The sequence below is a fragment of the Armatimonadota bacterium genome (assembly GCA_022563855.1).
Classification (GTDB): domain Bacteria; phylum Armatimonadota; class Fimbriimonadia; order Fimbriimonadales; family Fimbriimonadaceae; genus JADFMN01.
In genome coordinates, this window is sequence record JADFMN010000004.1 from 25935 (window position 1) to 47505 (window position 21571).

At 59.7% G+C, this 21571-nt stretch carries 26 protein-coding genes; 18 read left to right on the forward strand and 8 right to left on the reverse strand.

Annotation, left to right across the window (positions count from 1 at the left end):
* Positions 1-21 precede the first annotated feature (21 nt).
* The 3 genes from IH944_06095 to IH944_06105 form a co-directional block, all read right to left on the reverse strand.
* The gene (locus tag IH944_06095) at positions 22-1392 is read right to left on the reverse strand and encodes a hypothetical protein (protein MCH7904123.1); all 1371 of its coding nucleotides are present in this window, start codon (positions 1390-1392) and stop codon (positions 22-24) included.
* A 111-nt stretch (positions 1393-1503) separates the two neighbouring features.
* Positions 1504-2205, reverse strand: a complete 702-nt coding sequence (locus IH944_06100) for a metallophosphoesterase (protein MCH7904124.1) — start codon at positions 2203-2205, stop codon at positions 1504-1506.
* Positions 2171-3049 carry a matrixin family metalloprotease gene (locus IH944_06105; protein ID MCH7904125.1) on the reverse strand — a complete coding sequence of 293 codons (879 nt, stop codon included), beginning with the start codon at positions 3047-3049 and terminating at the stop codon, positions 2171-2173. Before IH944_06105 ends, IH944_06100 begins: the two co-directional genes overlap by 35 nt.
* A gap of 184 nt (positions 3050-3233) precedes the next feature.
* On the opposite strand from IH944_06105, the gene IH944_06110 reads away from it, so the two are divergent.
* A complete protein-coding gene (locus IH944_06110; protein ID MCH7904126.1) occupies positions 3234-4211 on the forward strand; it encodes a Gfo/Idh/MocA family oxidoreductase in 978 nt (325 codons plus the stop codon).
* 162 nt (positions 4212-4373) lie between these two features.
* On the opposite strand, the gene prfA is transcribed toward IH944_06110, so the two are convergent.
* A complete protein-coding gene (prfA, locus tag IH944_06115; protein MCH7904127.1) occupies positions 4374-5432 on the reverse strand; it encodes a peptide chain release factor 1 in 1059 nt (352 codons plus the stop codon).
* A gap of 92 nt (positions 5433-5524) precedes the next feature.
* Between prfA and IH944_06120 the strand changes: the two genes are divergently transcribed.
* Positions 5525-5785: a hypothetical protein gene (locus IH944_06120; protein MCH7904128.1), complete on the forward strand. Its 261-nt coding sequence runs from the start codon at positions 5525-5527 to the stop codon at positions 5783-5785.
* On the opposite strand, the gene IH944_06125 is transcribed toward IH944_06120, so the two are convergent.
* Together IH944_06125 and IH944_06130 are read right to left on the reverse strand one after the other, a co-directional pair.
* Positions 5764-6717 carry an SPFH domain-containing protein gene (locus tag IH944_06125; protein ID MCH7904129.1) on the reverse strand — a complete coding sequence of 318 codons (954 nt, stop codon included), beginning with the start codon at positions 6715-6717 and terminating at the stop codon, positions 5764-5766. The two genes, IH944_06120 and IH944_06125, sit on opposite strands and share 22 nt — an antisense overlap.
* Positions 6718-6749: 32 nt before the next feature.
* Positions 6750-7430 (reverse strand): M50 family metallopeptidase, encoded by a 681-nt coding sequence (locus IH944_06130; GenBank protein ID MCH7904130.1) that lies wholly within the window; start codon positions 7428-7430, stop codon positions 6750-6752.
* 152 nt (positions 7431-7582) lie between these two features.
* Between IH944_06130 and IH944_06135 the strand changes: the two genes are divergently transcribed.
* The 15 genes from IH944_06135 (at position 7583) to IH944_06205 (ending at position 18441) form a co-directional block, all read left to right on the forward strand.
* Entirely contained in the window at positions 7583-8302 is a 720-nt protein-coding gene (locus IH944_06135; protein MCH7904131.1) for a flagellar hook-basal body protein, read from the forward strand.
* Positions 8303-8418: 116 nt separating this feature from the next.
* Positions 8419-9207: a flagellar basal-body rod protein FlgG gene (flgG, locus tag IH944_06140; GenBank protein MCH7904132.1), complete on the forward strand. Its 789-nt coding sequence runs from the start codon at positions 8419-8421 to the stop codon at positions 9205-9207.
* A 6-nt stretch (positions 9208-9213) separates the two neighbouring features.
* Positions 9214-10374 carry a hypothetical protein gene (locus tag IH944_06145; protein MCH7904133.1) on the forward strand — a complete coding sequence of 387 codons (1161 nt, stop codon included), beginning with the start codon at positions 9214-9216 and terminating at the stop codon, positions 10372-10374.
* Complete coding sequence (locus IH944_06150) at positions 10371-10973, forward strand: flagellar basal body L-ring protein FlgH (GenBank protein MCH7904134.1); 603 nt, start codon at positions 10371-10373, stop codon at positions 10971-10973. The genes IH944_06145 and IH944_06150 overlap by 4 nt, the downstream gene beginning before the upstream one ends.
* Positions 10974-10985: 12 nt before the next feature.
* Positions 10986-12161, forward strand: coding sequence for a flagellar basal body P-ring protein FlgI (locus IH944_06155; GenBank protein ID MCH7904135.1), 1176 nt, complete (start codon positions 10986-10988; stop codon positions 12159-12161).
* Positions 12161-12703: a rod-binding protein gene (locus IH944_06160; protein MCH7904136.1), complete on the forward strand. Its 543-nt coding sequence runs from the start codon at positions 12161-12163 to the stop codon at positions 12701-12703. The genes IH944_06155 and IH944_06160 overlap by 1 nt, the downstream gene beginning before the upstream one ends.
* Positions 12704-13183, forward strand: coding sequence for a flagellar export chaperone FlgN (gene flgN, locus IH944_06165; GenBank protein ID MCH7904137.1), 480 nt, complete (start codon positions 12704-12706; stop codon positions 13181-13183). It abuts the gene before it with no gap.
* Positions 13184-13201: 18 nt separating this feature from the next.
* Positions 13202-14575 (forward strand): flagellar hook-associated protein FlgK, encoded by a 1374-nt coding sequence (gene flgK, locus IH944_06170; protein ID MCH7904138.1) that lies wholly within the window; start codon positions 13202-13204, stop codon positions 14573-14575.
* A 30-nt stretch (positions 14576-14605) separates the two neighbouring features.
* Positions 14606-15490 (forward strand): flagellar hook-associated protein FlgL, encoded by an 885-nt coding sequence (flgL, locus tag IH944_06175; protein MCH7904139.1) that lies wholly within the window; start codon positions 14606-14608, stop codon positions 15488-15490.
* Positions 15487-15945 (forward strand): flagellar assembly protein FliW, encoded by a 459-nt coding sequence (locus tag IH944_06180; protein ID MCH7904140.1) that lies wholly within the window; start codon positions 15487-15489, stop codon positions 15943-15945. The genes flgL and IH944_06180 overlap by 4 nt, the downstream gene beginning before the upstream one ends.
* 48 nt (positions 15946-15993) lie before the next feature.
* Complete coding sequence (gene csrA / locus IH944_06185) at positions 15994-16203, forward strand: carbon storage regulator CsrA (GenBank protein MCH7904141.1); 210 nt, start codon at positions 15994-15996, stop codon at positions 16201-16203.
* A gap of 83 nt (positions 16204-16286) precedes the next feature.
* The gene (locus IH944_06190) at positions 16287-16682 is read left to right on the forward strand and encodes a hypothetical protein (protein ID MCH7904142.1); all 396 of its coding nucleotides are present in this window, start codon (positions 16287-16289) and stop codon (positions 16680-16682) included.
* Between the two features lie 23 nt (positions 16683-16705).
* A complete protein-coding gene (gene ribF, locus IH944_06195; protein MCH7904143.1) occupies positions 16706-17617 on the forward strand; it encodes a riboflavin biosynthesis protein RibF in 912 nt (303 codons plus the stop codon).
* A 37-nt stretch (positions 17618-17654) separates the two neighbouring features.
* Positions 17655-18134: a hypothetical protein gene (locus IH944_06200; protein ID MCH7904144.1), complete on the forward strand. Its 480-nt coding sequence runs from the start codon at positions 17655-17657 to the stop codon at positions 18132-18134.
* A gap of 85 nt (positions 18135-18219) precedes the next feature.
* Positions 18220-18441: a hypothetical protein gene (locus IH944_06205; protein MCH7904145.1), complete on the forward strand. Its 222-nt coding sequence runs from the start codon at positions 18220-18222 to the stop codon at positions 18439-18441.
* A gap of 87 nt (positions 18442-18528) precedes the next feature.
* Here the strand turns inward: IH944_06205 and IH944_06210 are convergent, their stop codons facing one another.
* Positions 18529-18969 carry an SRPBCC family protein gene (locus IH944_06210; GenBank protein MCH7904146.1) on the reverse strand — a complete coding sequence of 147 codons (441 nt, stop codon included), beginning with the start codon at positions 18967-18969 and terminating at the stop codon, positions 18529-18531.
* 153 nt (positions 18970-19122) lie between these two features.
* Between IH944_06210 and IH944_06215 the strand changes: the two genes are divergently transcribed.
* Positions 19123-20355, forward strand: a complete 1233-nt coding sequence (locus tag IH944_06215; protein ID MCH7904147.1) for a M48 family metalloprotease — start codon at positions 19123-19125, stop codon at positions 20353-20355.
* On the opposite strand, the gene IH944_06220 is transcribed toward IH944_06215, so the two are convergent.
* Positions 20303-21529 carry a hypothetical protein gene (locus tag IH944_06220; protein MCH7904148.1) on the reverse strand — a complete coding sequence of 409 codons (1227 nt, stop codon included), beginning with the start codon at positions 21527-21529 and terminating at the stop codon, positions 20303-20305. The two genes, IH944_06215 and IH944_06220, sit on opposite strands and share 53 nt — an antisense overlap.
* Positions 21530-21571: the final 42 nt, after the last annotated feature.

Here is a 21571-nt window from a genome sequence, read left to right on the forward strand (position 1 = left end):
AGGCTAGTTTACCGCTGGCGGCTAGCTGCCTTGCGACTCTCTCTGGTTCAACAGACGCCGCAATTCGCTGAGCGTCACGCCCAGCGCCCCGCGATGCTGCTGGACCATCGACTTGCACCGCTGACCGATGTCTTCGCGGCTCTCCGGCGAGTTCAGGACTCCGAGCCAGTGGACCGCGAGCTGAGAGACCTGGCCGACGCGAGTGCCGACCCCTGCCCGCTCGCAAGCCTCTTGGATGGCGGCAAAGTTCCCGCGGTTCATGCCGTAGCTCACGGGTATGCCCCATTCCAGCGGCTCGATCACGTTGTGGCCCATACCGTTCAGCGAACCGCCCACGTACGCCGCAGTGGCGAACCTGTAAGCATACGAAAGCTCACCGAGCGTGTCTAGCAGGTAAACATCTGCATCCCCCTGCATCTTCGAACGGCGCGACACCGTGAGCCCCATATCCCTAGCGAGTTTTTCGAGATCTGCCGCGCGCTCCGGTCTGCGCGGCGCGATCATGAGCTTTGCCGCGTGCGTTTTTCGGACGCTCGCGAACGAGTCCAAAACGAACTGGTCCTCGACCTTGTCGACCGTGCTGCCAGCGGCAAGGATCGGCGTGTCTCCAGCATTGGCCAGCCACTTCTCCACGCGAACTGCCCTTTCCGGCTCGATCGGAATATGGCTTAGATCGAACTTGATGTCGCCGGTGCTGGCCGACGTCGTGCGCCGCCCGAGAAACTCCGCAGCGTTCGCCATGTCCTCTTCGTTCTGAAACAGGGCAGACCCGAAGGCGCCGAACAGCCAGCGGTAGTACGGCTTAGCGAACCTGAAGAAGAACTTGCGTCGTTTGCAGCGACCGTTGACCAGCATGAGGTCGGCACCGTACCGCCGCGAACCGATGACCAGATTAGCAAACCTCCACCGCTCGACGAAAACGATTACGTCTGGTTTCGTTTGACGCAGCCATCGGACAACGGGGGTGATCCAGTCGTACGGCCAGAGTACGACCGATTGGTCGGGGTGCATCTTTATGACGTGGTCGGCAGTCTGAGAATCCCTGATCGCCCACGTGATCTTAGCTCCCGGCCGCTCGCTCCGCAGCGCCTTCGTCAGCTTGTCGACGAGCCGGAACTCACCAAAGCTCGCTCCGACGATGACAATGTGCGCACCGGGTCTATCGAGCAATTCCTCCGTTATCTTCGGAGTCAGCGACATAGCAGACCATCGTCCAACAATGAACGGCTCTCCCTTTGATCGCAACACAGTCCGCCTAAGCCGGTGGATGAGGCTGAGAGGCAGGAACAGCAGCTGGGCTGCATTCCACAGCGCCAGTCGGAGATCCCACCAGCAGCGTCCTGCTTTGCTGGCGCGCGATCTCTCCGTGTAATTTGCTCGCGTGATACTCATTCAGCCTTTCTCAGTGGCGCGGACAACCTCCGGCCACGGTCACTCCGTTGACGGCTTTTTCGACACAACTTTACCTGATTGCGAGGTTCTGATCGAGGCTCGGCCCAGCCTTCATGCCTGCCCGTGTAGCGTAAGCAAAGTGACCTCCGGTGGACAGAAAAGGCGTGCCGGCGGGCCGGTAGTTCCCAGTCCCCGAGAAACGTAGAGCGGAATCGGCGCATCAGGATAGTATCCCCGAATGAACTCTCGGCCGTTCTCCGCTGTAGCTGGAGCCCAGCCCCAGGGCGTAACGAACTGCCCGCCGTGGCTGTGTCCGCTCAGCATCAGCGCTGGTCCACGGGGCGCAAACCTCACGGCGTCCGGCTCGTGCCACAGCAGTATCGTCGGGAGCGACGGGTCGGACTGCTTCACAGCCTTGAAGACGTCGGCCCGGTCGGCGTTCACCGAATCGACGCATATCCAGCACACCGAGCCTTGAATCGCACACTCGTTGCTGAGCAGCCGCACGCCGAACTCGTCGAGAACAGGTACCAAATCGGACGCCTCGCCTCCAAAGTAGTCGTGGTTGCCAGGCACGGCCAGCGCAGTGCCGTCATACTCTTGAAGGGGAGCCAGAGCCCTACGGATCATTGACTCGACGCCAGGCTTCCAGTACGCGATCAAGTCACCAGCAAAGACTACGATGTCGGGAGACTCGGCCAGAGCCCAACTCAGTGCGCGCTGGGTGAGCGAGATCGTCTCTTCGTCACGAATGTGATGATCGGCCAGCAGCGCGATCTTATAGCCGTCTAAACGGGTTGGCCATCCCGCCAAATCCAGACGAACGCGCTCTTCGCGCAGCTTTGCGGTTTCGAACAGGGCGCCGTACAGCAGCGTTCCTGCGCCGAGGAGTGTTGTTCCGAATAGGAGCCGTTTCCAGTTCACGATGTGCCGCCGACCAACTTACCTCTTGCTTCTTCTCTGCGTTGCGCGCGATGGTGGCCTCAAGGCTGGCATCGGCCTTCGCCAGCACTTGGCGCACTTGATCTCGGAACGCGAGAAGACCCTCGATCTCCCGGTCCGAAGCGCGCATGACCGGTCGATTGAACAGGAGCGGCCCCATGATATCGCCTTGTCGCCCACTGTCTTCCAAACCGAGAATGTGGCCGAACTCGTGGGCCGCAGTGTGACGCATCTGCGAGTAGTTCATCATCCCGCCGTTCGGCTTGTGTGTCCGCAGCGTGATATAAGCTGTGACTCTGGTGGTGTAGCGGTCGTTTGACCAGGCCTGCACCTGCCGACTCCAGCGAGCGTTGCCAGCGGCCTCCCTGCCGCCGAACTTCATGACTCCCGTGTAGGCGACGATCACGTCGGCCTCCTCACGCGTCGTAAACCGAAAGTTAACCTCGCGGTTGAGAGCCGACTCCCAGAGCTCAGCTGCGCCCATCAGCGCCCTCAGCGCGTCGGATCGCATGTCTCTAGGCAGGTTGCTTCGATCGACGAAGACCTTGATGTCCTCCCTCATCAGCATCAGTTCAGCGTACGCCTGGGCCTCGTTTACCCGGCCCTTCTCGACGAGATCCTGGGCGTAGTCGAGGTGTTGATACATCCGTGACTGCACCATCTCGCTCCGGCCTTTGCCGTTCGAGAATCCGAGCAGGCAGGTGGCGACAGCCATGCAGAATCCCACCTTCGCGCACCCTTGTAAAATACTCAGCCTATTCATTGTTCGGTCGCCCCCAGCCTTGCGCCCGACGGGCGCTTGTCCCTTACGTCGTTTGTTCCACATGGATTTGCCTGTACCACCAGGTATTGTTTTCGGAGTCTAGGAGCGCGAAATTAACGGTACCGGGCCGGTTAATATGAATAAAGTTCGAGTTGGCCTCGTCGGATGCGGCGGCTTTATGCGCCACCGTCTGCCGCAAATGCTCGGCCTTGACGAGATCGAGATCGTCGGCATGGCCGATCCGGTGAACGAGCAGCTGGACGAAACGGTCGCCGCACACCCGGCGCTCCAAGAGTCGCCGCAGTTCGCGAGCCTGGAAGCCCTGCTCGCTGGCTCAGACTTGGACGCCGTGCTGATTGCGACTCCCCACCAGTACCACTGCGGGCAAGTTGTGCGCAGCTTCGACGCCGGCCTTCACGTCTTGATCGAAAAGCCACTGGCCTGTTCGGTTGAAGATGCCCAGGCGTGCATCGACGCGCGTGATCGGAGCGGCAGGGTCGGCGCAGTGAGCTACCAGCGGCACGGGCTGCCGGAGTTCCAATGGCTTCGGGAAAAGGTGACCGGCGGCGCGTACGGCCCAGTTCTCATCGTGAACTCCATGCTCGGCCAGGACTGGAAGAACTTCACTGCCGGAACGTGGCGGCAAGACCCCGAGATTTCGCAAGGAGGAATGCTGAACGACTCTGGCAGCCACATTTTCGACATTCTGCTCTGGACCACTGGGCTGACCCCGGCCTCGGTCTGCTGCTTTGCCGACAACTGCGGCACACCGGTCGACATCGACACGGCGACGACGATCCAGTTCAAAGGTGGAGCGCTTGCGACGGTGTCAGTCATGGGGCACGCAGCGACGTGGCACGAGCGGCACGTCATCACTCTGGAGAACGCGATCATCACATGGACCGACGGAAAGACGATGCTCCAGGAGCGCGGATCGGACGAGCAGGAAGTAGACGACTGGCCTGAGGCGACGACTCCAGACGCGAACTTCATCGACGCCGTGCTAGGCCGGGGCGAAGTGCTCGCTCCGTTCGAGTGCGGGATGGACGTCGTGAGACTTACGCGAGCGTGCTACGAGTCGGCTGAGGCCGGTGGATCGGCTGTAGATCTGTAGAAATTGGAGCGCGGACTCTCAGTCCGCATCCCGGCCCGTGGACTTTTAGTCCACGACTTCGGCCTCACACGTTGAAGAAGAACGGTGTCGCGGGAAGCCACCCTCTGTATGTGCGGCTCGCGGGGACGCTCGCCCTCCCGGACGACTCAGCTTGCGAAATCGTCACTGCGATTCGGCGATCTTGCGAGCTTCCTCCTCTTGGTTGAGGGCGTCGATCATCTTCTGGATGTCGCCGTCGAGGTACTGCGGGATGCCGTGGGCTGTGAACCCGATCCTGTGGTCGGTGATGCGGTCCTGCGGGAAGTTGTAGGTGCGAATCTTCTCTGAGCGGTCGCCGGAGCCGATCTTGCTGCGCCTCAACTCACCTCGCTCTTTGGCCAACCGGTCCTGCTCGGCGTCGTAGAGCCGCGTGCGCAAGACGGTCATCGCCTTGAGCTTGTTCTGCGCCTGGCTCCGCTCGTCCTGGCACGTCACTACGGTGCCCGACGGCTTGTGCACGATCCGGATCGCTGTGTCGTTCTTCTGCATGTGCTGGCCGCCTGCCGAACTCGAACGGAAAGACGATATATCGAGGTCGTCTGCTTTGATCTCGATATCGACCTCTTCGGCCTCGGGCATCACGGCGACCGTGACGGTCGAGGTGTGGATGCGACCGCTCGACTCGGTCTTCGGGACGCGCTGCACTCGGTGTACGCCGCTCTCGTGCTTCAGTTGGCTGTAGGCGCCGTTCGCGTCTATCGAGAACACGACCTGCGACATCCCGCCGATTCCCGACTCCTCTGCTGAGATCACGTCGTACTTCCACTTCCGACGCTCTGCGTAGCGCGAGTACATGCGAAACAGCTCTGCGGCGAACAGCGCGGCCTCGTCTCCGCCGGCTGCGGAGCGGATCTCGACGATGACCGACTTTTCGTCGTTGGGATCTTTGGGGAGTAGCATCACCCTCAGCTTCTCCTCCAGCTCCGGTATCTCCACCTTCGCTTGGTCGCGGTCCTCCTTGGCCAATTCCGCCATCTCGGGATCGCCGAGCAGCTCCTCCGCCTCCTTCAGCTTCTTCAGAGAGGCTTTGTACGCCCGGATGACGACGACAAGCGGCTCCAGTTCGGCGCGCTGCTTGCCGTACTTCTGGATCTTCTGCGGATTGACCGCGATCGCAGGATCTTGGAGCATCTGCTCGATGTCCTCAAACCGCTTCTCGATCTCGTCGAGCTTGTCGAGCACGATCTTTTCGAGCATCGGGGGCCGAGTGTACCTTCGGGCAATCCCGGGCCAGAGGGCCGCTGACCAGGCCGCCCTGGGCGCATGCTTGGCTAATGGATCGGGTCAAATTGAGGAAGGCAGAACGCGAGGACGCCTCAGCAATCCTGGCGTTCATCGAACGCCTCGCTGAGTACGAAAAGCTCTCGCACGAGCGTGTCGCGATCGAGGAGGAGCTTGTGCGCGTGGAATGGTGGGTGCTCGACTGGTACGAGCCCTCCATCAAGTTCTACGAGAGCATCGGCGCGAAGCCGATGTCGGACTGGACCGTGTACCGGATGGACGGCGAGGCGATTCAGTCGTTCGTCGGCGACTGAGCATCACGCTTCACCGTAACAGCGTTCGCAAACTGTGGAATGCTCCTCATAGCCTCGAACACTTCGATCGGCAGAGCCAGGACGACCGTGTTCGAGCTGGACGGCCCTAGCCCGTCCAAAGTCTGGAGCGTTCGAAGCTGCAGCGCGCCGGGCGAGGCGGCCATCGTATGCGCGGCGGCGGCGAGGTTGTCGGCAGCCTCGCGATCTCCCTCTGCTTTCGTGATGGTAGCCCTCTTCTCGCGCTCGGCAGACGCTTGCCGGGCCATGACGCGCTTCAGATCCTCGGGGAGTTCGATGTCCTGAATCCTGATGCCTTGCACGTGCAGGCCCCATCCGTCGATCTCGGTCGACACCATCTCCTCGACACGACGACCGAGCGCCTCGCGCTCGGTCAACAGGTCGTCCAGCGTCATCGAGCCGACGATATCGCGGAGCGCCGTCTGCGCGTACTCTTGAACAGCCTGTTCGTAGTTCTGGACGCGAACGATCGCGTTTTCCGGCGTCTCGACTCTCATGAAGATCACACCGTCTATCCGAACTGGGACGTTGTCTTTCGTGATCGCCTGCTTGTGAGGTATCGGGAGGGTTTGAATCCTAGTGTCGATCAGCTTCACCGTATCGAAGAACGGCACGACGAAGAACATTCCCGGGCCGCGCTGAACCATGAACCGACCAAGCCGGAATACCAGTCCCTTCTCCCACTCTGCAGCGATTTTCACCGTCATCGACCCAAAGATGCCGATCATCCCGAGCGCTCCAGCGGCAATCATGCCGGACATGGACCAGGCCGTGGATAAGCCGATCCCAACGCCGATCCCCGCGAAGAACAGGAAGATGATCGCTTGGATCGGGTTCGCCATCGCGAGGGTCTGCGGGGCGCGGTAGCGAACGACCGGCCCACCGAAAGGATCCTGGTAATTGCCGTTTGACATCTCTAGATCCTATGATACAGGCAAAACCCTCGCTATTTGGGCTTTGTCGACCAAGCGTGCCGAACCGCCCAGAATACGATCGCCGCAGACATCAGCAGCCACACGATCGAACTCGCTAGGGCCGGTATCCCTGTCTCGTCCTGCAAGAGCACGGCGTCGTTGTGCTGGTTGGTGAACGCCGTCAGTTGGAGAAGGACGAGGAAGGCGTGCGCCGACGTGATGCACTGCTGAATCCCGAGGAACTGCGCCGCAAAGACGACCTTGCCCTGCTTGAGCCACTGGCCGCACGCGAACAGCACTGCGATCCAAGAAATCGCGCTGACAACGCCTATCGTCTCGCCTCGCACGAAGAACAGCAGGCTGAACAGCAGAAAACCAGCCGCTATCCAGAGTGTTCTTCGAGCGCCTTTTTCGGTTCGAGAGCCGGCGATCAGCATCCCGCCGACGATCGCGCTGCCTACGTATCCGCTCGACGCCAAGAGCCAAGGTGACCCACCCAAGACGCTCGTCACCCCGCTACCGTTTGCGAAAACTAGGATTCTCAACACCTCCCCGCCGGTTGCAACGGCGGCCAGCGCGTGGCAAAGCTCGTGGATATGTGTGTTGTAGTAGACAAGCGGGAGCAGAAACGGGCGGAAAAAAGGGAACAGCCACAGGACAAGGGACGCTAACCCCGCCAGCAAGAGAATCGATTGGTCCTTCCGCAATGCCATTCGTCAACGGTTCATACGGCATTCGAGCGCTTTGGAGGCACTTTTATTCCATGTTTTTGGTCACGACTCATGCTTGAACCCGCCAAACCTGAAGTCGATTGCGAAGTTTGCGCCCTCACGGCCCCGGCATAAATACCGATAGTCAACCTAGGATGCTTAGAGGTCTTTATTCGACCGCTTCCGGTATGGTCGGCGCCCAGCAGTTGTTGGATGTCGTCGCCCACAACCTAGCCAACGTATCGACCAACGGCTACAAGCGAGAGGGCGTCGTCTTCAGCGACGGCTTTACCCGATTGCTGAACGCCGCAGACGGTCGTGAAATCGGCTCGTTGGGCAGCGGCACAACGATGAAAGGGCAGTACACCGTCCACGAAGTCGGATCGCTGACAACGACGGGCAACCCCTTGGACGTTGCTATCCAAGCCAAGCGCGGAATGTTCGCCGTCCAGACCGATAACGGCACGCGATACACGCGCAACGGCGCGTTCACTTTGAACTCGGACCGCGAACTGGTTGCGAAAAGCGGCCTGCCGGTGCTCGATGACCGGGAGAGCTCTATCATCTTGCCGACCGGAAAGATCGAGATCAGCATCTCCGGCGCAGTAAGCGTCGATGGCGAGCTGGTCGCAAACATTGGGATCTTCGATGGAGCCGTCCAAAAAGTCGGCAACGGCCTCTATTTCGGCCAGGGGATGCAGCTCGTTGACGAGCCGAATCTCCAATCCGGAATGATCGAAGGCTCGAACGTGAACGCGATTGAAGAGATGATCCACATGATCCAGTTGAACCGGATCTACGAGATGGCCCAGAAAGCAGCGCAAGGCCACGACGACATGACACAACGGTTGATCCAGAGCCTCGAAGGCCGATAGCGATGCTGGACCGGTCCAGGGATGGATCGGAGGCACGGAGCGCACGCAGAATGCGGGCGCAGGTCTAGGAAGGCGATGCTCAACCCCAATTGAAAATTGAGGATATTGCCAAGAAAATGATACGAGCACTCAACACTGCCGCGACCGGCATGGTCGCACAGCAGCGTAACTTAGACACAATTGCCAACAACTTGGCCAACGTCAACACAACGGCGTTCAAACAGCAGAGGGCGGAGTTCCAGGACCTCGTTTACCAGACGTTCCGGGCGTCAGGCGCCAGCACTAGCGCCAGCACGGCCGTTCCTCAGGCGGCACAGATCGGCCTCGGCGCGCGCTTTTCGGCGTCCGCGACCAGCTTTGCGATCGGTTCGATCGAGTCTTCGGCCAACCCGCTGCACTTTGCAATCACGGGCAGCGGATTCTTTCAGGTCACACTGCCGGACGGAACGACCGCCTACACGCGAGACGGCTCTTTCAACATGGACGCCAACGGCCAGATTGTTACGTCTGACGGTTATCTCGTAGAACCCAACATCGTAATCCCGTCCGGCGCGCAGGCTCTGACGGTTTCGCCGTCTGGAATCTTCACCGCAGTCCTCCCCGATCAGAACGACCCGACGGAGTTGGGCGCCCTTCAGATCGCCATATTCCCGAACCCAGGCGGTCTCACTCGACTCGGCCAAAACCTGTACCGGGGGGGCGGAGCGAGCGGAGACCCGACGCTGGTGACTCCAGGTGAGCAAGGCTCAGGCGCGGTCGGTCAGTACCTCCTCGAGGGATCGAACGTGCAGGTCGTCGAGGAGATGGTCCGGATGATCATCGCGCAGCGCGCCTATGAGATCAACTCGAAGGCGATTCAGACCGCAGACGACATGTTGAGCACCCTCAACAACCTCAAGAGGTAAGAACTGATGTTTGTCGCAGCTGTTTCCATTGCAATCCTGAGCACAGGCACAATCGACTTCTACGTCGACGGACCGGGGTTTGTCCGGTTCGTGCGAGAAGGTCGCTCGGTGTACTCGCGCGACGTCCAACTTACGTACGCGGACTCGCAGATTCGGCACGAAGGCGGCTTGGCGCTCAACCCGAGCATACACCTCGGATCTGCGCCCGACGATCTGCGCGTCGATCTCGATGGTCGACTGTTCGGAACGCTCGGTGAAAGCGAGGTCGAGCTGGGGCGGATCGTCTTAGCGCTCTTTCCAGACGACGTCCGGCCCGTTGTGAGCGGCGGCTTCGTCGTCTCGCCGATCCGGCCAAAGATCAAGGCTCCGGGTACTGACGGTGCAGGCGTGATCCGAATGGGCAAACGGCCGCGGCGCGGCGTGACGGCGCGTCGGACTCCGAATGACGCAGATCAGAAGCCCAGGAACGACCAGTGGGCTGGCGCTCCGAAGATCGAACTGCTCGCGGAAGCGGTGATCGACGGCAATCGCATCGTCCTCGGACAGATCGCGACAATAAGCGCGAGTGAAACCCTGAAGCAGAAGATCGGGCAGGTTTCCATCGGTCTCACGCCCGCCTTTGGCGTCTCAACGCGGCTCTCGCGCGACCTCGTGCTCCTCAGGCTTCGCTCCGCGTTCAAAGATGCCGACGCATACGAACTCATCGGAGCGACGTCGGTGACGGTCAAGAGAAAGTCGCAGTTGATCCCCCACGACCGATTCGTCGAAGCGGCGATCGCGGCGGCAACACAACAGATCAGCGAGGACGCGACCTACGCCAGCACCAAGCCGGCGCCGTCTATGGCCGCGCCGTTTGGAGAGGTTGAACTCATCGCCGAGTCTGTTCGATCAAGCGGCTCGACGGTGACGGCTGTCGTAGCGCTGTTCGTCGATGGAAAACGAATCAACAGCCGAACGATCAAACTCGACTCCAGCGACCCGTTCGGCAAGATACGAATTGGTCAGACGGTGAAGGTCATCGTGCGCTCGAATGCGGCGTCGGTCGTGACGACCGGCACCGTCAAGGGGAAGAACGCGGCAGCCCGAACCGTGACGGTTCGCACAGCGACGGGCGCAATGCTCGAAGGGGTTGTGACCGCGGTAGGGGTCGTAGAGGTAGCAGCATGAAAAAGCTCTTTATATCAATCTTGATCGCGGCAGCGGCCGCAGCCTGCTTCGCGCAGACGAGCGACCAGAAAGGGAACCCGGGATCACTGTTGGACACGACGTACGTGAATCCGTTCGTCGACAGCGTCGCGCGTCGGGTCGGCGATCTTCTGACCGTCATCATCGACGAAGAGTCGACGGCGAATTTTGCGGCATCGACCGAGGCGACCAAGAACGACAGAAGCTCCATCAGCACGCAGTTCTTCAGCGATCTTCTGGACCGTCTGTTCAGACCGATCTCGACGGGAGGCAACAGCTCTGTGAGCGGAGACGGCAAGACGAGCCAGTCCAGCAGCATGGCCGCAACGCTCACGGTTATCGTAAAGCAGATCCTGCCGAACGGCAACCTCGTGATCGAAGGGCATCGCACGCTGATCACGAACAAGCAGACACAGACGTTCACGCTGAGCGGCGTACTTCGTCAGGCCGACATCAAGCCGAACAACACGATCGCCAGCTCGCAGATCGCGGAGATGGACGTGAAGATGGACGGTTCTGGACTGATCGCCGACAGGCAGCGCAGGGGAATCTTGACGAGGATAATCGACTGGCTGTTTTAGCGAGGAACTAACATGAAAAGCACTTTACTGATCGTTGGAATCGCGGCCCTCGCGCCGTGCGCTTGGGCTCAGCCCGACCCGGACACCCAGCAGCGAACTGCCAGCTCTCAGCTCAACGACGCCATTTTGCGCGCCGAACGAGAGGGAATCGAGGTCCGCATCAAAGACATCGCCCGCTTCCGCGGCGTTCGCCCCAACCAGCTGGTGGGGTACGGAATCGTTGTTGGCCTGGACGGATCGGGCGATAGCCAGCAGACTCCGTTCACGCGCACGCTGTTGCAGAACGCACTCAAGCTTTGGGGCACCACGTTCGACGAGACGAAGTTCCGTCCAAAGAACTTGGCCGCTGTTTCGATCACGGCAGTGTTGCCGCCGTTTGCCGCGCCGGGCAACCAGATCGACGTCACGGTCAGCTCGCTTGGAGACGCCAAGAGCTTGCAGGGAGGGACGCTTCTGATGTCTCCGCTCTTCGGTCCGACCGACCGGTCGACCATCATCGCCATGTCGCAAGGGTCGGTCAGCATCGGAGGTTTCGGCGCCTCCGCTGGCGGCAGCACGACGCGTAAGAACCATCCGACCGTCGGGCGAATTCCGCGCGGCGCCATCGTCGAGCGCAGCGTGCCGACTCAGATCGTGTTTGGCGATCACGAACTGTACCTGGAGTTAGACCAGGCCGATCTCACGACTGCGCAACGAATCGCTACGGCGCTGACCGAGGCGTTTCCTGCTTTCTTCGTGACACCGCAAGATGGCGGGACGATCAGGATCAAACTCCCAGAGGAGTACCCCACGATGCTAGCGATCATGGAAATCGAGGCGACGAAAGTCTGGGCCGACGTTCCCGCGATCATCGTCGTCAATGAGCGGACAGGCACGATCGTGATAGGTGGCAACGTCCGCATCGGCCCCGCCGTGATTGTGCACGGGTCGTTGCAGGTGCGAATCGACAACCAGCCGATCATCAGCCAGCCTGCGCCGTTTTCGCAGGGCGAGACGGTCGTTACCGAGCAGAACTTCATCGACGTCGAGGAGACGCCCACACAGATCGGCGTGATCCCGCCCAACGCGACGATCAACGACCTGGCGAAGATCCTGCAAACGCTGAAGCTTTCGGCCATAGACATCATCGCGATCCTTCATGCGCTCGCGGACCAGGGCGCGCTCAAGGCCCGGATCAGGCAGCAGTAATGACACAGATCAATTCCAGTTCCGCCGCAATCGTCCGGGCAAGTCTGCAGACGCAGGCCGCTCGGACGGGCCTGGACGACTCGCTCTCGCTCAATCCGGAGTTTCAACGAGCCCTCACGGCGAAGCTCGAGTCTTGGCTCGGTAAGCCGGGATCTGCGAACCGCGCTCGCATCGAGAGGGCGGTCGAGCACCTGTTGGCAGAGCCGGACGCGGCCGGCATTCGCCACATCGATCTCGACAGCTTGCCGCTTGACATGCGCGCGAAGCTCAAGAAGCTGGAGAAGGCCGCTCAGGACTTCGAGGCGATCTTCGTCAAGCAGCTGTTGTCGCAAATGCGGCAGTCCAGCTTCTCGGAGGAGATCGGGCCGATGGGCGACATGGCGAAGGACATGATGGACCAAGCCCTCGCCGAAAGCGCCAGCCGAGGCAGGAACTCGATCGGCATAGCGAAGACAGTTTTTCTCAGCATGGCCCAGAACGTCGCGCGATCGGTCGATCCTGCGGCAACGGGCACGAATACTCGAACGGAGATAAAAGCGTAAATGGCAAAACAGACGAAGAAATTACAAGCGCTCTGGTGGGACTGGCTCAGCACGGCCGAACGGTTGTTGCTGTCCCTGCACGAACAGACCGCATCGCTGACCCTCAGGCGGATCGAACGGCTGGAAGAGATCCAGCCGGAGGTCGACAGCATGATGGGAAAGCTTCGAGAGATTGACGACAACGCTGTGGCGTCGGCGAGACGGCTGGCTGAGGAGTTTGGTTGCGAGCCAAGTCTTCAGGGCCTAGTCGGCGTCCTTGAAAAGGCGGAAGCACAGGAAGTCCAGGCAATTGCGAACCGCGTCATTGTGGCAGGTCGTAGCGTTCAAGACGTGATCGACAAGAACCGCGCGCTGATCGAGAATGAACTGGAGTACGTCAACGGCACGGTTGCACTCGTAAGCCGCGTTGCACACGAACAGCAAGGTCCGTATGCGAACAAGGCGAAGGACAGCAACTTCGTGATGAACCAGGTGGCCTAGACCCGAAGGAGACGAACAATGCCAGGAATCCTTTCAAGCATCAACATGGCGTCCAACGCTCTGAGAATGTTCTCCAGGGCGATGGAAACCTCCGGACACAACATCGCCAATGTCAATACGCCAGGCTACTCGCGTCAGACCGTTGAGTTCAAAACGAACCCGGCTCTGACGATCTACAGCGCCGGATGGAAAGCGCTCGGCACCGGCGTCGGAATGAGCGGAATCGAGCGCATCCGAAACGAGTATCTGGAGCGAAGCTCTCACGGCAGCTCCGGATCGCTGGGCAAGTTTCAGACGATTGCTACGATGCTCAAGAGCGTGGAAGGAGTCTACGGCGAGCCAGGCGACAACGGCGTCGCCGCAGCGCTCGATCAGTTCTTCGACTCATGGTCCGCTCTGGGCTCCAACCCGACTGAGCCAGCGGCACGACTGCAGGTCCGCCATGCGGGCACGGTTCTCACGGAGCGCATTCGCGGCGCTCACAATCAGATAGTCGGGCTCGAGGCGCGGGTCAACGCCGAGGCGAAGGCGACGATCCAACGCATCAACAAGCTCGCGGATAGCATCTCCGAGCTGAACGGAAGCATTCGAGCGTTCTCCGTAACGTCCGGAACGCCGAACGATCTGCTCGACCAGCGGGATTCGGCTATCCGCGAACTGAGCGGTCTAGTCAACGTAACGGTGAGTGATTGGCCGGACGGAACACGCGCCGTCTACATCGGAGGCTTCAACCTAGTCGATAACGTCGGCGCTCACGCGCTCCCCTCGGACTACGACTACATCGCCAGCACCGTTACCGACGGCACGAACGATTATCCGATCAGGTCAGGCACCCTCGCCGGACTGTTCCAGACGCTGGGCATGATCGACGATCAAAAGGCGGAGATCGGTGCCCTCGCGGACGAGTTGAGAACGCAGTTCAACACAATACACGCCACCGGAATCAACGCGAACGGCGACACAGGCATCAATTTCTTCAAGCCGACCGGCATTGCCGGGGCTGCCGACTTCTCCTTGAGCGATGAGGTTTTAGCCTCGCTCAACGCAATCGCGGCGGGCACGACCGGCAAGCCTGGAGACGGAGGTCTTGCGCTCTCGCTGGCCGGTCTTCGAGACACGGCGATGACCGCGCTCGGCGATCAGACGTTCCACGCGTACTACAGCGGCAACATCGGACGCCTGGGGACCAACGTCAGCTTCTATGAGTCCGCCAGGAGCACAGAGGCAGCTGTGGCCGCGCAGATATCGAGTCAAATGGCCTCGGTCAGCGGCGTGTCGCTCGACGACGAGATGGCGGACATGATTCGGTTCCAGCGAAGCTACCAAGCTGCGGCCCGTGCTCTAATGGTGTTCGATCAAGTGGCCGAAGATTTAATAGGGATGATCCGATAACAGGCAAAAATACCGGGGATCGCAGGCACGATGAGAATCAGCACCGCTTACAAGTTCGAAGCCTATAGCAGCAGAATTCAAGAGGCTGCTTCACGGTACTTCGAGGCACAGGAGAGGGTGATGACCGGCAAGCGGTATACCCGCGTCAGCGAGGACCCCGTGTCGGCCATAGTGGCTATGAGCGCGCGCAGCCTCCAGACTCGCCTTGAACAGCTCACGGACAACCTCGCCAATGCAAGGGAGTACGCAGGCACGACCGAACAGGTTCTCGACGAGACGGGGCGGCTGACCCGCAAAGCGTATACCCTGGCAATACAGGGCGCGTCGGACGCCACGACGCAAGAGTCGCGGGACGCGATGGCCAGAGAGATAGCGACGATTCAGAACGCGATCCTGGAAGCAGCGAACACGAAAGGCCTGAACGGAAAATATATTTTTGCGGGACAGAAGACCGACACCAAGCCGTTCACGGCATCAGGCGGCACTCTGACGTTCAACGGCGACACGCTTCCGGTCAGCGTCGAGGTGCGGCCAGGAGAGATGATGCGCGCCAACCTGGAGAACGCAGATGTGTTCTTCATCGACCTCTACGACACGCTGGAGACGCTGCGACTTGATTTGGTCGGCGGCGACATCGGCAAGATCAGCGATCAAGACATCGACGCCCTGCTTCGATCGATAGACACGATTAGCGTTGCCAGAGGCTCGAACGGCGTGCGGCTCAACGACATCACGCGAATCGAAGCGGAGAACACGCGCCGCACCGACAACTTGACGAAGACGATCTCCGACAACGAGGACATCGACCTCGCCGACGCCATTACGCAGATGCAGATGGCAGAGACCGCATACGCGGCAGCGCTACAGACGGCTGGACAAGGTTTCCGGCTTAGCTTGATGGACTTCTTGAGATGACGCAGCAAGCTCTGAAATCCACGCGGTTTGGAACGATCGAGTTCTCGAAGGACGATATCGTCGAGTTCGTCTCAGGGCTCGTTGGCTTCGAAGAACTGCGCTCGTTCATCTTCATTGAACACGGTGAGAACAGCCCGTTTCGGTGGATGCAGTCTCTGGATGACCCGAACGTGGCGTTCTTGGTTATCGATCCCATCCACTACGTGCCTGAATACGCTCCCGAGATGCCGCAGGCTACGGCAGATCGGCTCGATCTCGGACCGGGAACGGGCCGCCTAGTCTATACTATCGTTACGATTCCTCCGGGCAGGCCTGAGGAGATGACGATCAACCTAGCCGGTCCGATCATCATCAACGCCGAACGGCGCATTGCTCAGCAGATCGTTGTCGAAGACGAAACGTATAGCGTCAAGCACCGAGTTTTCGAGCAGCAGATTGAAGAGGAAGTTGCCTAACGCCGATCAACGGTCGGCCGCTGGATTGAGCCATGGAGGGCAGATCAAGTGTTAGTACTGACAAGAAAGGTCAACCAAAGCATCATCATCAACGACAACATTGAAGTGATCGTCTTGGAGGTGCGCGGCGAACAGATTCGGCTAGGTATCAAGGCGCCCCGCGAGGTCGCCGTTCACCGCAAGGAAATCTACGATCAGATTCAAGAAGAGAACCGAGCCGCAGCCAGCGTTAAGACTGACGACGTGCCGGATTCGTGAGCGCTGTGGCTAATCGGCGCCTACCAATCGCGCAGTGGGGCCAAGAAGTACAGAGGACGTTGCCGTACGCTTTTTTGGTCGCCATGATCCTATTCGCGGTCGCAGCGTTCAGCGCAGCGTTTGTCGCGTGGCAAAACGGAGCCCAGTCCACCTTGGGGTACGTGCTCGGGGTCGTGGATCCTTTGCTCGTCGCAACCCTGATGATCCTGTCGTGCCTGGTCGCTCCGGGAGCTTATCTAGGCAGCGCGTTTCGAGGAGTACACGTCGTCACGCTGCCTACGCTGTTCGTCAGCGGAGTCGCGGCCATGAAGATCGTCGGCAGCCAAACGCCATGGATCTTGCAGCGCTTCGAGAACGTTCAACGATTCGACCTGATCTGGACGAACTGGAAGTTCCTCTTCATCGTTTGGGGCATCATGTGCCTGACTATTGCTCTGCTCGGCGCATTGCGCGTCGGCCAAGTACCTGAGGGCAAGTAATCGCGCTGTACAATGAACACGCCATGCTCGTTCAGTTTGGCCTAGCACCGTTGGCTCCCGAGTGGGACAGCTGCGTCGTGTGCATCGGCACGTTCGACGGCGTTCATCTCGGCCACCAGGCAGTCATTTCAACGGCGGTTTCTCAAGCGTTGGAGCTGCAGCAGCCGTCAGTCCTCATCACGTTCGACCGCCATCCGGCCGCCGTGTTGGCGCCTGACAAGAACCCCGCCGCAATCGCCACGCTGGGACAGAAGCTCCGCCGCTTTGAGGCGCTCGGGGTGACGGTCTGCCTAGTGCTGCCGTTCGACGAACGCACGTCTCAGATCGAGGCACAGGCGTTCCTCGACGACGTGCTCGTAGCGAAGCTGCGCACGAACTCGATCGTCGTGGGTCACGACTTTGCGTTCGGCAAGGGCAGGGTTGGAACTCCTGAGTGGCTTGCCGAGCGCTTGTCGACAGTCGTTGTGCCGCCCTGCGAACTTGAGGGACAGCGGGTCAGTTCTACCAAGATTCGCTCTCTGATCCGCTCGGGAGACGTGGAAGCCGCCAAGAGAATGCTCGGAGCGCCGTTCAGCCTGGGCGGTGTCGTGGTGAAGGGCCAGCAACTTGGTCGACAGCTTGGATTTCCAACCGTAAACGTTGCGCGCCTTTGCGACCAGATTCTCCCCGCCGACGGTGTATATGCTGGGCGCTGCGACACCGTCCACGGCGAATTTCGAGCTGCAATCAGCGTCGGCCATCGGCGAACGGGTACAGGGCCGTGTCCCGTAGAGGCGTTCCTCATCGATTATCACGACGACTCGCTGTACGGCACGCTGGTGGAACTGCAATTCGCCTCGATGATCCGCGAGCAGCGCGATTTCGACGACTTCGACGCGCTGGCAGAACAGATTCGCAAAGACGTCGCCGTAATTGAAAACGGCCTAGGGATTTAGGTCTGGCTGCCGTCAATCGCCTATACAATGAACGGTGATGGTTCGCAAAGTCTTGCTCGTCTCGTGTTTGGTTTTTGTCGCCGCGCTCGTCGGGATATTCTACGCGACTGCGCCAAGCGACGAAGAGTTGATCGAGCGGGCTCTAGAGGAGGCGATCGTTGCGAGCAAGGAAGGCAAGCCGGGAGGCGTGCTCGAGCATCTCAGCCGCTCGTTCGTCTACGACGGCCAGCCGGTCTTCGATTGGAGCAAGGTCTCGCAGTACATCAAGGTCGCCAAGCCGGTCTTAGAAGTCGATGCGAACCGACCGCAAATAGACGGAGATCAGGCCATCATCGTTGCCCATATTGAATTCAAGATGGGGTTCCAGGCATTATCCTTCGATGAAAGCATCGACAACGTCGAAATCAGGTTCGGCAAGGAGTCTGGCACCAGATGGCTCATTTTCCCTTCGCCGCAGTGGAAAATTACCGAAGTCAGCACACCCGAATCAGGTGAACTCCCGTCTTTCGCACAGTAGGCAGCGTGGCATTTTTGCGGCAACGCGGTCATAATGCCTTGAGCGACGGGGTTTCTCCCGAAGCAAGTCTAGCGGTGGATACGACATGAAAAAGATAATCAGCTTAATTGCATTGTGTGCTCTATTGGGAGCCAGCCTCGCCGGTTGCACGGGCAACGACGACACAGAGGGCACGGACAACGACACGACGACGACTGATGGCGGTGGCGACGACGACGCGGGTGGCGATGACGACGCGGGTGGCGATGACGACGCGGGTGGCGACGACGACGATGGCGACGACGACGATGGCGACGACGACGACTAAGAACTAGGGTTTAACGTACCGAGATGTACTCAGGCTCGCCGGAATCGGTGGGCCTGAGTCTGTTTGTCGCGGCGCTGGGGCGATTCACTAACTCTCTGCTCGGGCCTTGATCGCGGCCAAAACTCCGTCCATATTCTTGACGACGATGTTGTGAATCACCTTTTTAATCAACGGCCCGATGCCGGGAACGACGTATTCGTACTCGACGTCGCTGTCGAACCGCGTCCCGCAGTTCTCCTCCGTAAAGCGCCACGTACCCTCAAGTTTGTCGTAGTCGCCGCTGATCTGAGAAAACGTGCACTGGTGCGTGCTGTCGTTCCAAATATCTTCCTGCCGCCATCGTATTTTGAGGCCGAATGTGGAGATGACGCCGACCCAATCGCTGACGACCCGGTCGCCATCTCTCTCGACAACGACCAGCGAACTCACGTCGTCCATGTACTCCGGGAAGCTCTCATTGTCCTTGGCGATCGCGTAAACCGCCCCGATTAGCGCGTCGATCCACGTACTTGTTTCAACTGTGGGCATTGCGGGAGCCTGATCGAAGGTTGCCTCCGAACGCCGAAAGTCTACCTGCCGACCGTGGACTGGCCCCGATTCGTCAGATCGCTTGACGGCAGGGGCCTTCTGGGCCCAAAATTGAACTCATTCAACAACTTCGACCGTTGAATATGTTGAGAGATGTCTGGACTTAGATTCCATCTAGCATTGCTACTGCTGTCGCTGGCGACTTTGATCGCCGGCGGTTTTCAAGGTGCCAAATCTGAGCAGCAGGCCGAGCAGCAGGGTGAAGAGGCCCAAGAGCTTCCCCCGATCAAGGTCGATGACCCGAGGCATCAGCGCGACATAGATTTCGACGTCGAAAGGGGGGCAGAGATCGCCGCTTGGATCAAGGAGAACTACGAGTTCACCGAGAACGAGGCGTACATAGAGCGCGTAAGTCGCATCGGAGGCGAGCTAGGCAAGATAGCGCGTGAGAACCGGGTCGAGGCGACTTACGGCGACACTAGGCTGAATCCGTTCAACTACCAGTTCTTCGTATTGAAGGGCGAGGAGGTCAACGCCTTCTCCGTGCCCGGCGGATACATCTACATCTACGAAGGTCTGATCGATTTCTCCGAGACCGATTCGGAGCTTGCCGGCGTCATTGCGCATGAGATCGCGCACGCATCGTTCCGGCATCTCAACGAGCTTCGCAAGGCTCAAAACAACTTGAGCCTTGCGACGATCCCGGCGATAATCGCCGCGCTCTTCAGCAAGAGCCCCGACGCGGGAGCGATTATCATCGGCACTCAACTGTATACGCAAGGGATGATGAGCACGTGGAGCGTCCAGGCAGAGAAGTCTGCCGATTACGGCGGCATTCAGTACCTCGTTTTGAGCCGCTACAGTCCTCTGGGGGCGCTCACGTTCATGGAGCGGCTCGACTACCGCAGGAGATTCAAGCCCCAGATCAAATGGGGAATCTACGAAACGCACCCACCTTCCGATGAGCGTGCGAGAACCGTCCTGCAAAACCTCGCCTATTACAACGTTCCTCTCAGAAGAAGCCTCGTTACGACATCGCTCCGCGCCGTTTCAAAGAAGTTAGATGATCGAACGGAATTATGGTTCGGAAGCCAACTGATTCACACGATGGGCGGACCGGATGCCGAGGAGCGCGCCGACAGAGCCGTCGCTAAGCTGAACACGTTTTACGACGCCGTGCCTGCACTGTTCGAACTTTCGCTTCGCAACGGTTCCGATATTTACGGCATGAATCGAAAACTGTTCTCGGTCACCGAGGCAGACGCATGGGCAGTCGATCTCAGCACTGAGGAGGTGGTTGGCATTGCTCGCAGCGCCATGAAGAAGTCCGTGTTCAACCTCGCTTACCGAATGTGGCCGGCGCGGCGACGCGCGTTAGCGCGGTAACGCAGGCCTTCGCGGACTCAAGTACTCGCAGTCCAGTCTCGCGACCGTGAAAAGACATCGTCGCCTCGTATCCGCCGCGGTCATAGTCCTCCGGCTCTAGAACGTAGCCGATCCATCCATTCACATGGCTGACGACAACGCAATGTGGAAAACCTAAGGATTGCGCGAAAACTTGCACTTTGCGCCCCAAAGAGCTCGTCGGCTCGCCCGGAATTCCAACCAGCAGCAGCCCCCCGATCGACACGGCCACAACCTCAGCCTCCTCCGGCGCAAATCGGCTCACTAGAACCTGATCAAGGGGGCTGGGCGCCCCGAACTCCTCTGCGAAATCAGGGTGTGGGGTAGACGAATCCAGCTCGATCGGCACTCTCGATACGGCCAACTTCGATGTACCGCTCATTACGTGAACCACTTGAGCCTTGATCCGTGCCTCTTGAAAGTTTCCCACAAGGCGCTCCAGGTTTTCCACACCGCTCTCGGCGAGCTGTGCAGGGGACACGTCGCCTATCGCCCCAGGCAAGACCAGGCCGCCCGAGGCCTCCGACAGCGCACCCGGCCAGTCGCCGGACAGTTTCAAAAAGGACTCGTCCAGAACAGTCGCATGTGCGGAGAACACCGTTAGCAAAGGCCGCCCGTCAGCCATCAGCCAGGTCGCGGCCTTGTCCGGAACTGCGCCCTCCCTCCTTGCGCGATTTGCATCGACGTCCGCCACCAACACGGAGATCGGATCAGACCGATACGGCCCGTCTAGCACACCGTTGACCCCCTCGGCGATGCGAGATGCATACCACTTTAGCCACTTCTCCTTATACGAAGCGATGCCTGGTACTCGAAACGTCATTCGGCTGTTCAGCATCTGGCTGTCGGGCGCACTGTGCGTGTGAGTCGCGACGAGCATCAGCTCGACGTCTTTCGGCAACTGCTGCTGCACGGCGAGATAGAGGCTCTCGGGGATCGTGAGCATCTCGGCAGAGACGATTGCGATAACGGTCGTGCCCTGTCGCAAAACGAGAATTCGAGCAAACAGGCGCTGATCGCTCGGCTCGAAAACGGCGTCGTTGCGTGCGGTGTAGCCCCCCAGCGCCAACGGCGTGTCCGGCGTGATGTCAACCTGGCCAGCGCTGTACTGGATTGCTCCGGAGAGAGCTAGTCCGCAGATCAAGGCAGCAAACATGCAACAGGTCAACGGTACCCCTATATGAATCCAGACCGTCTG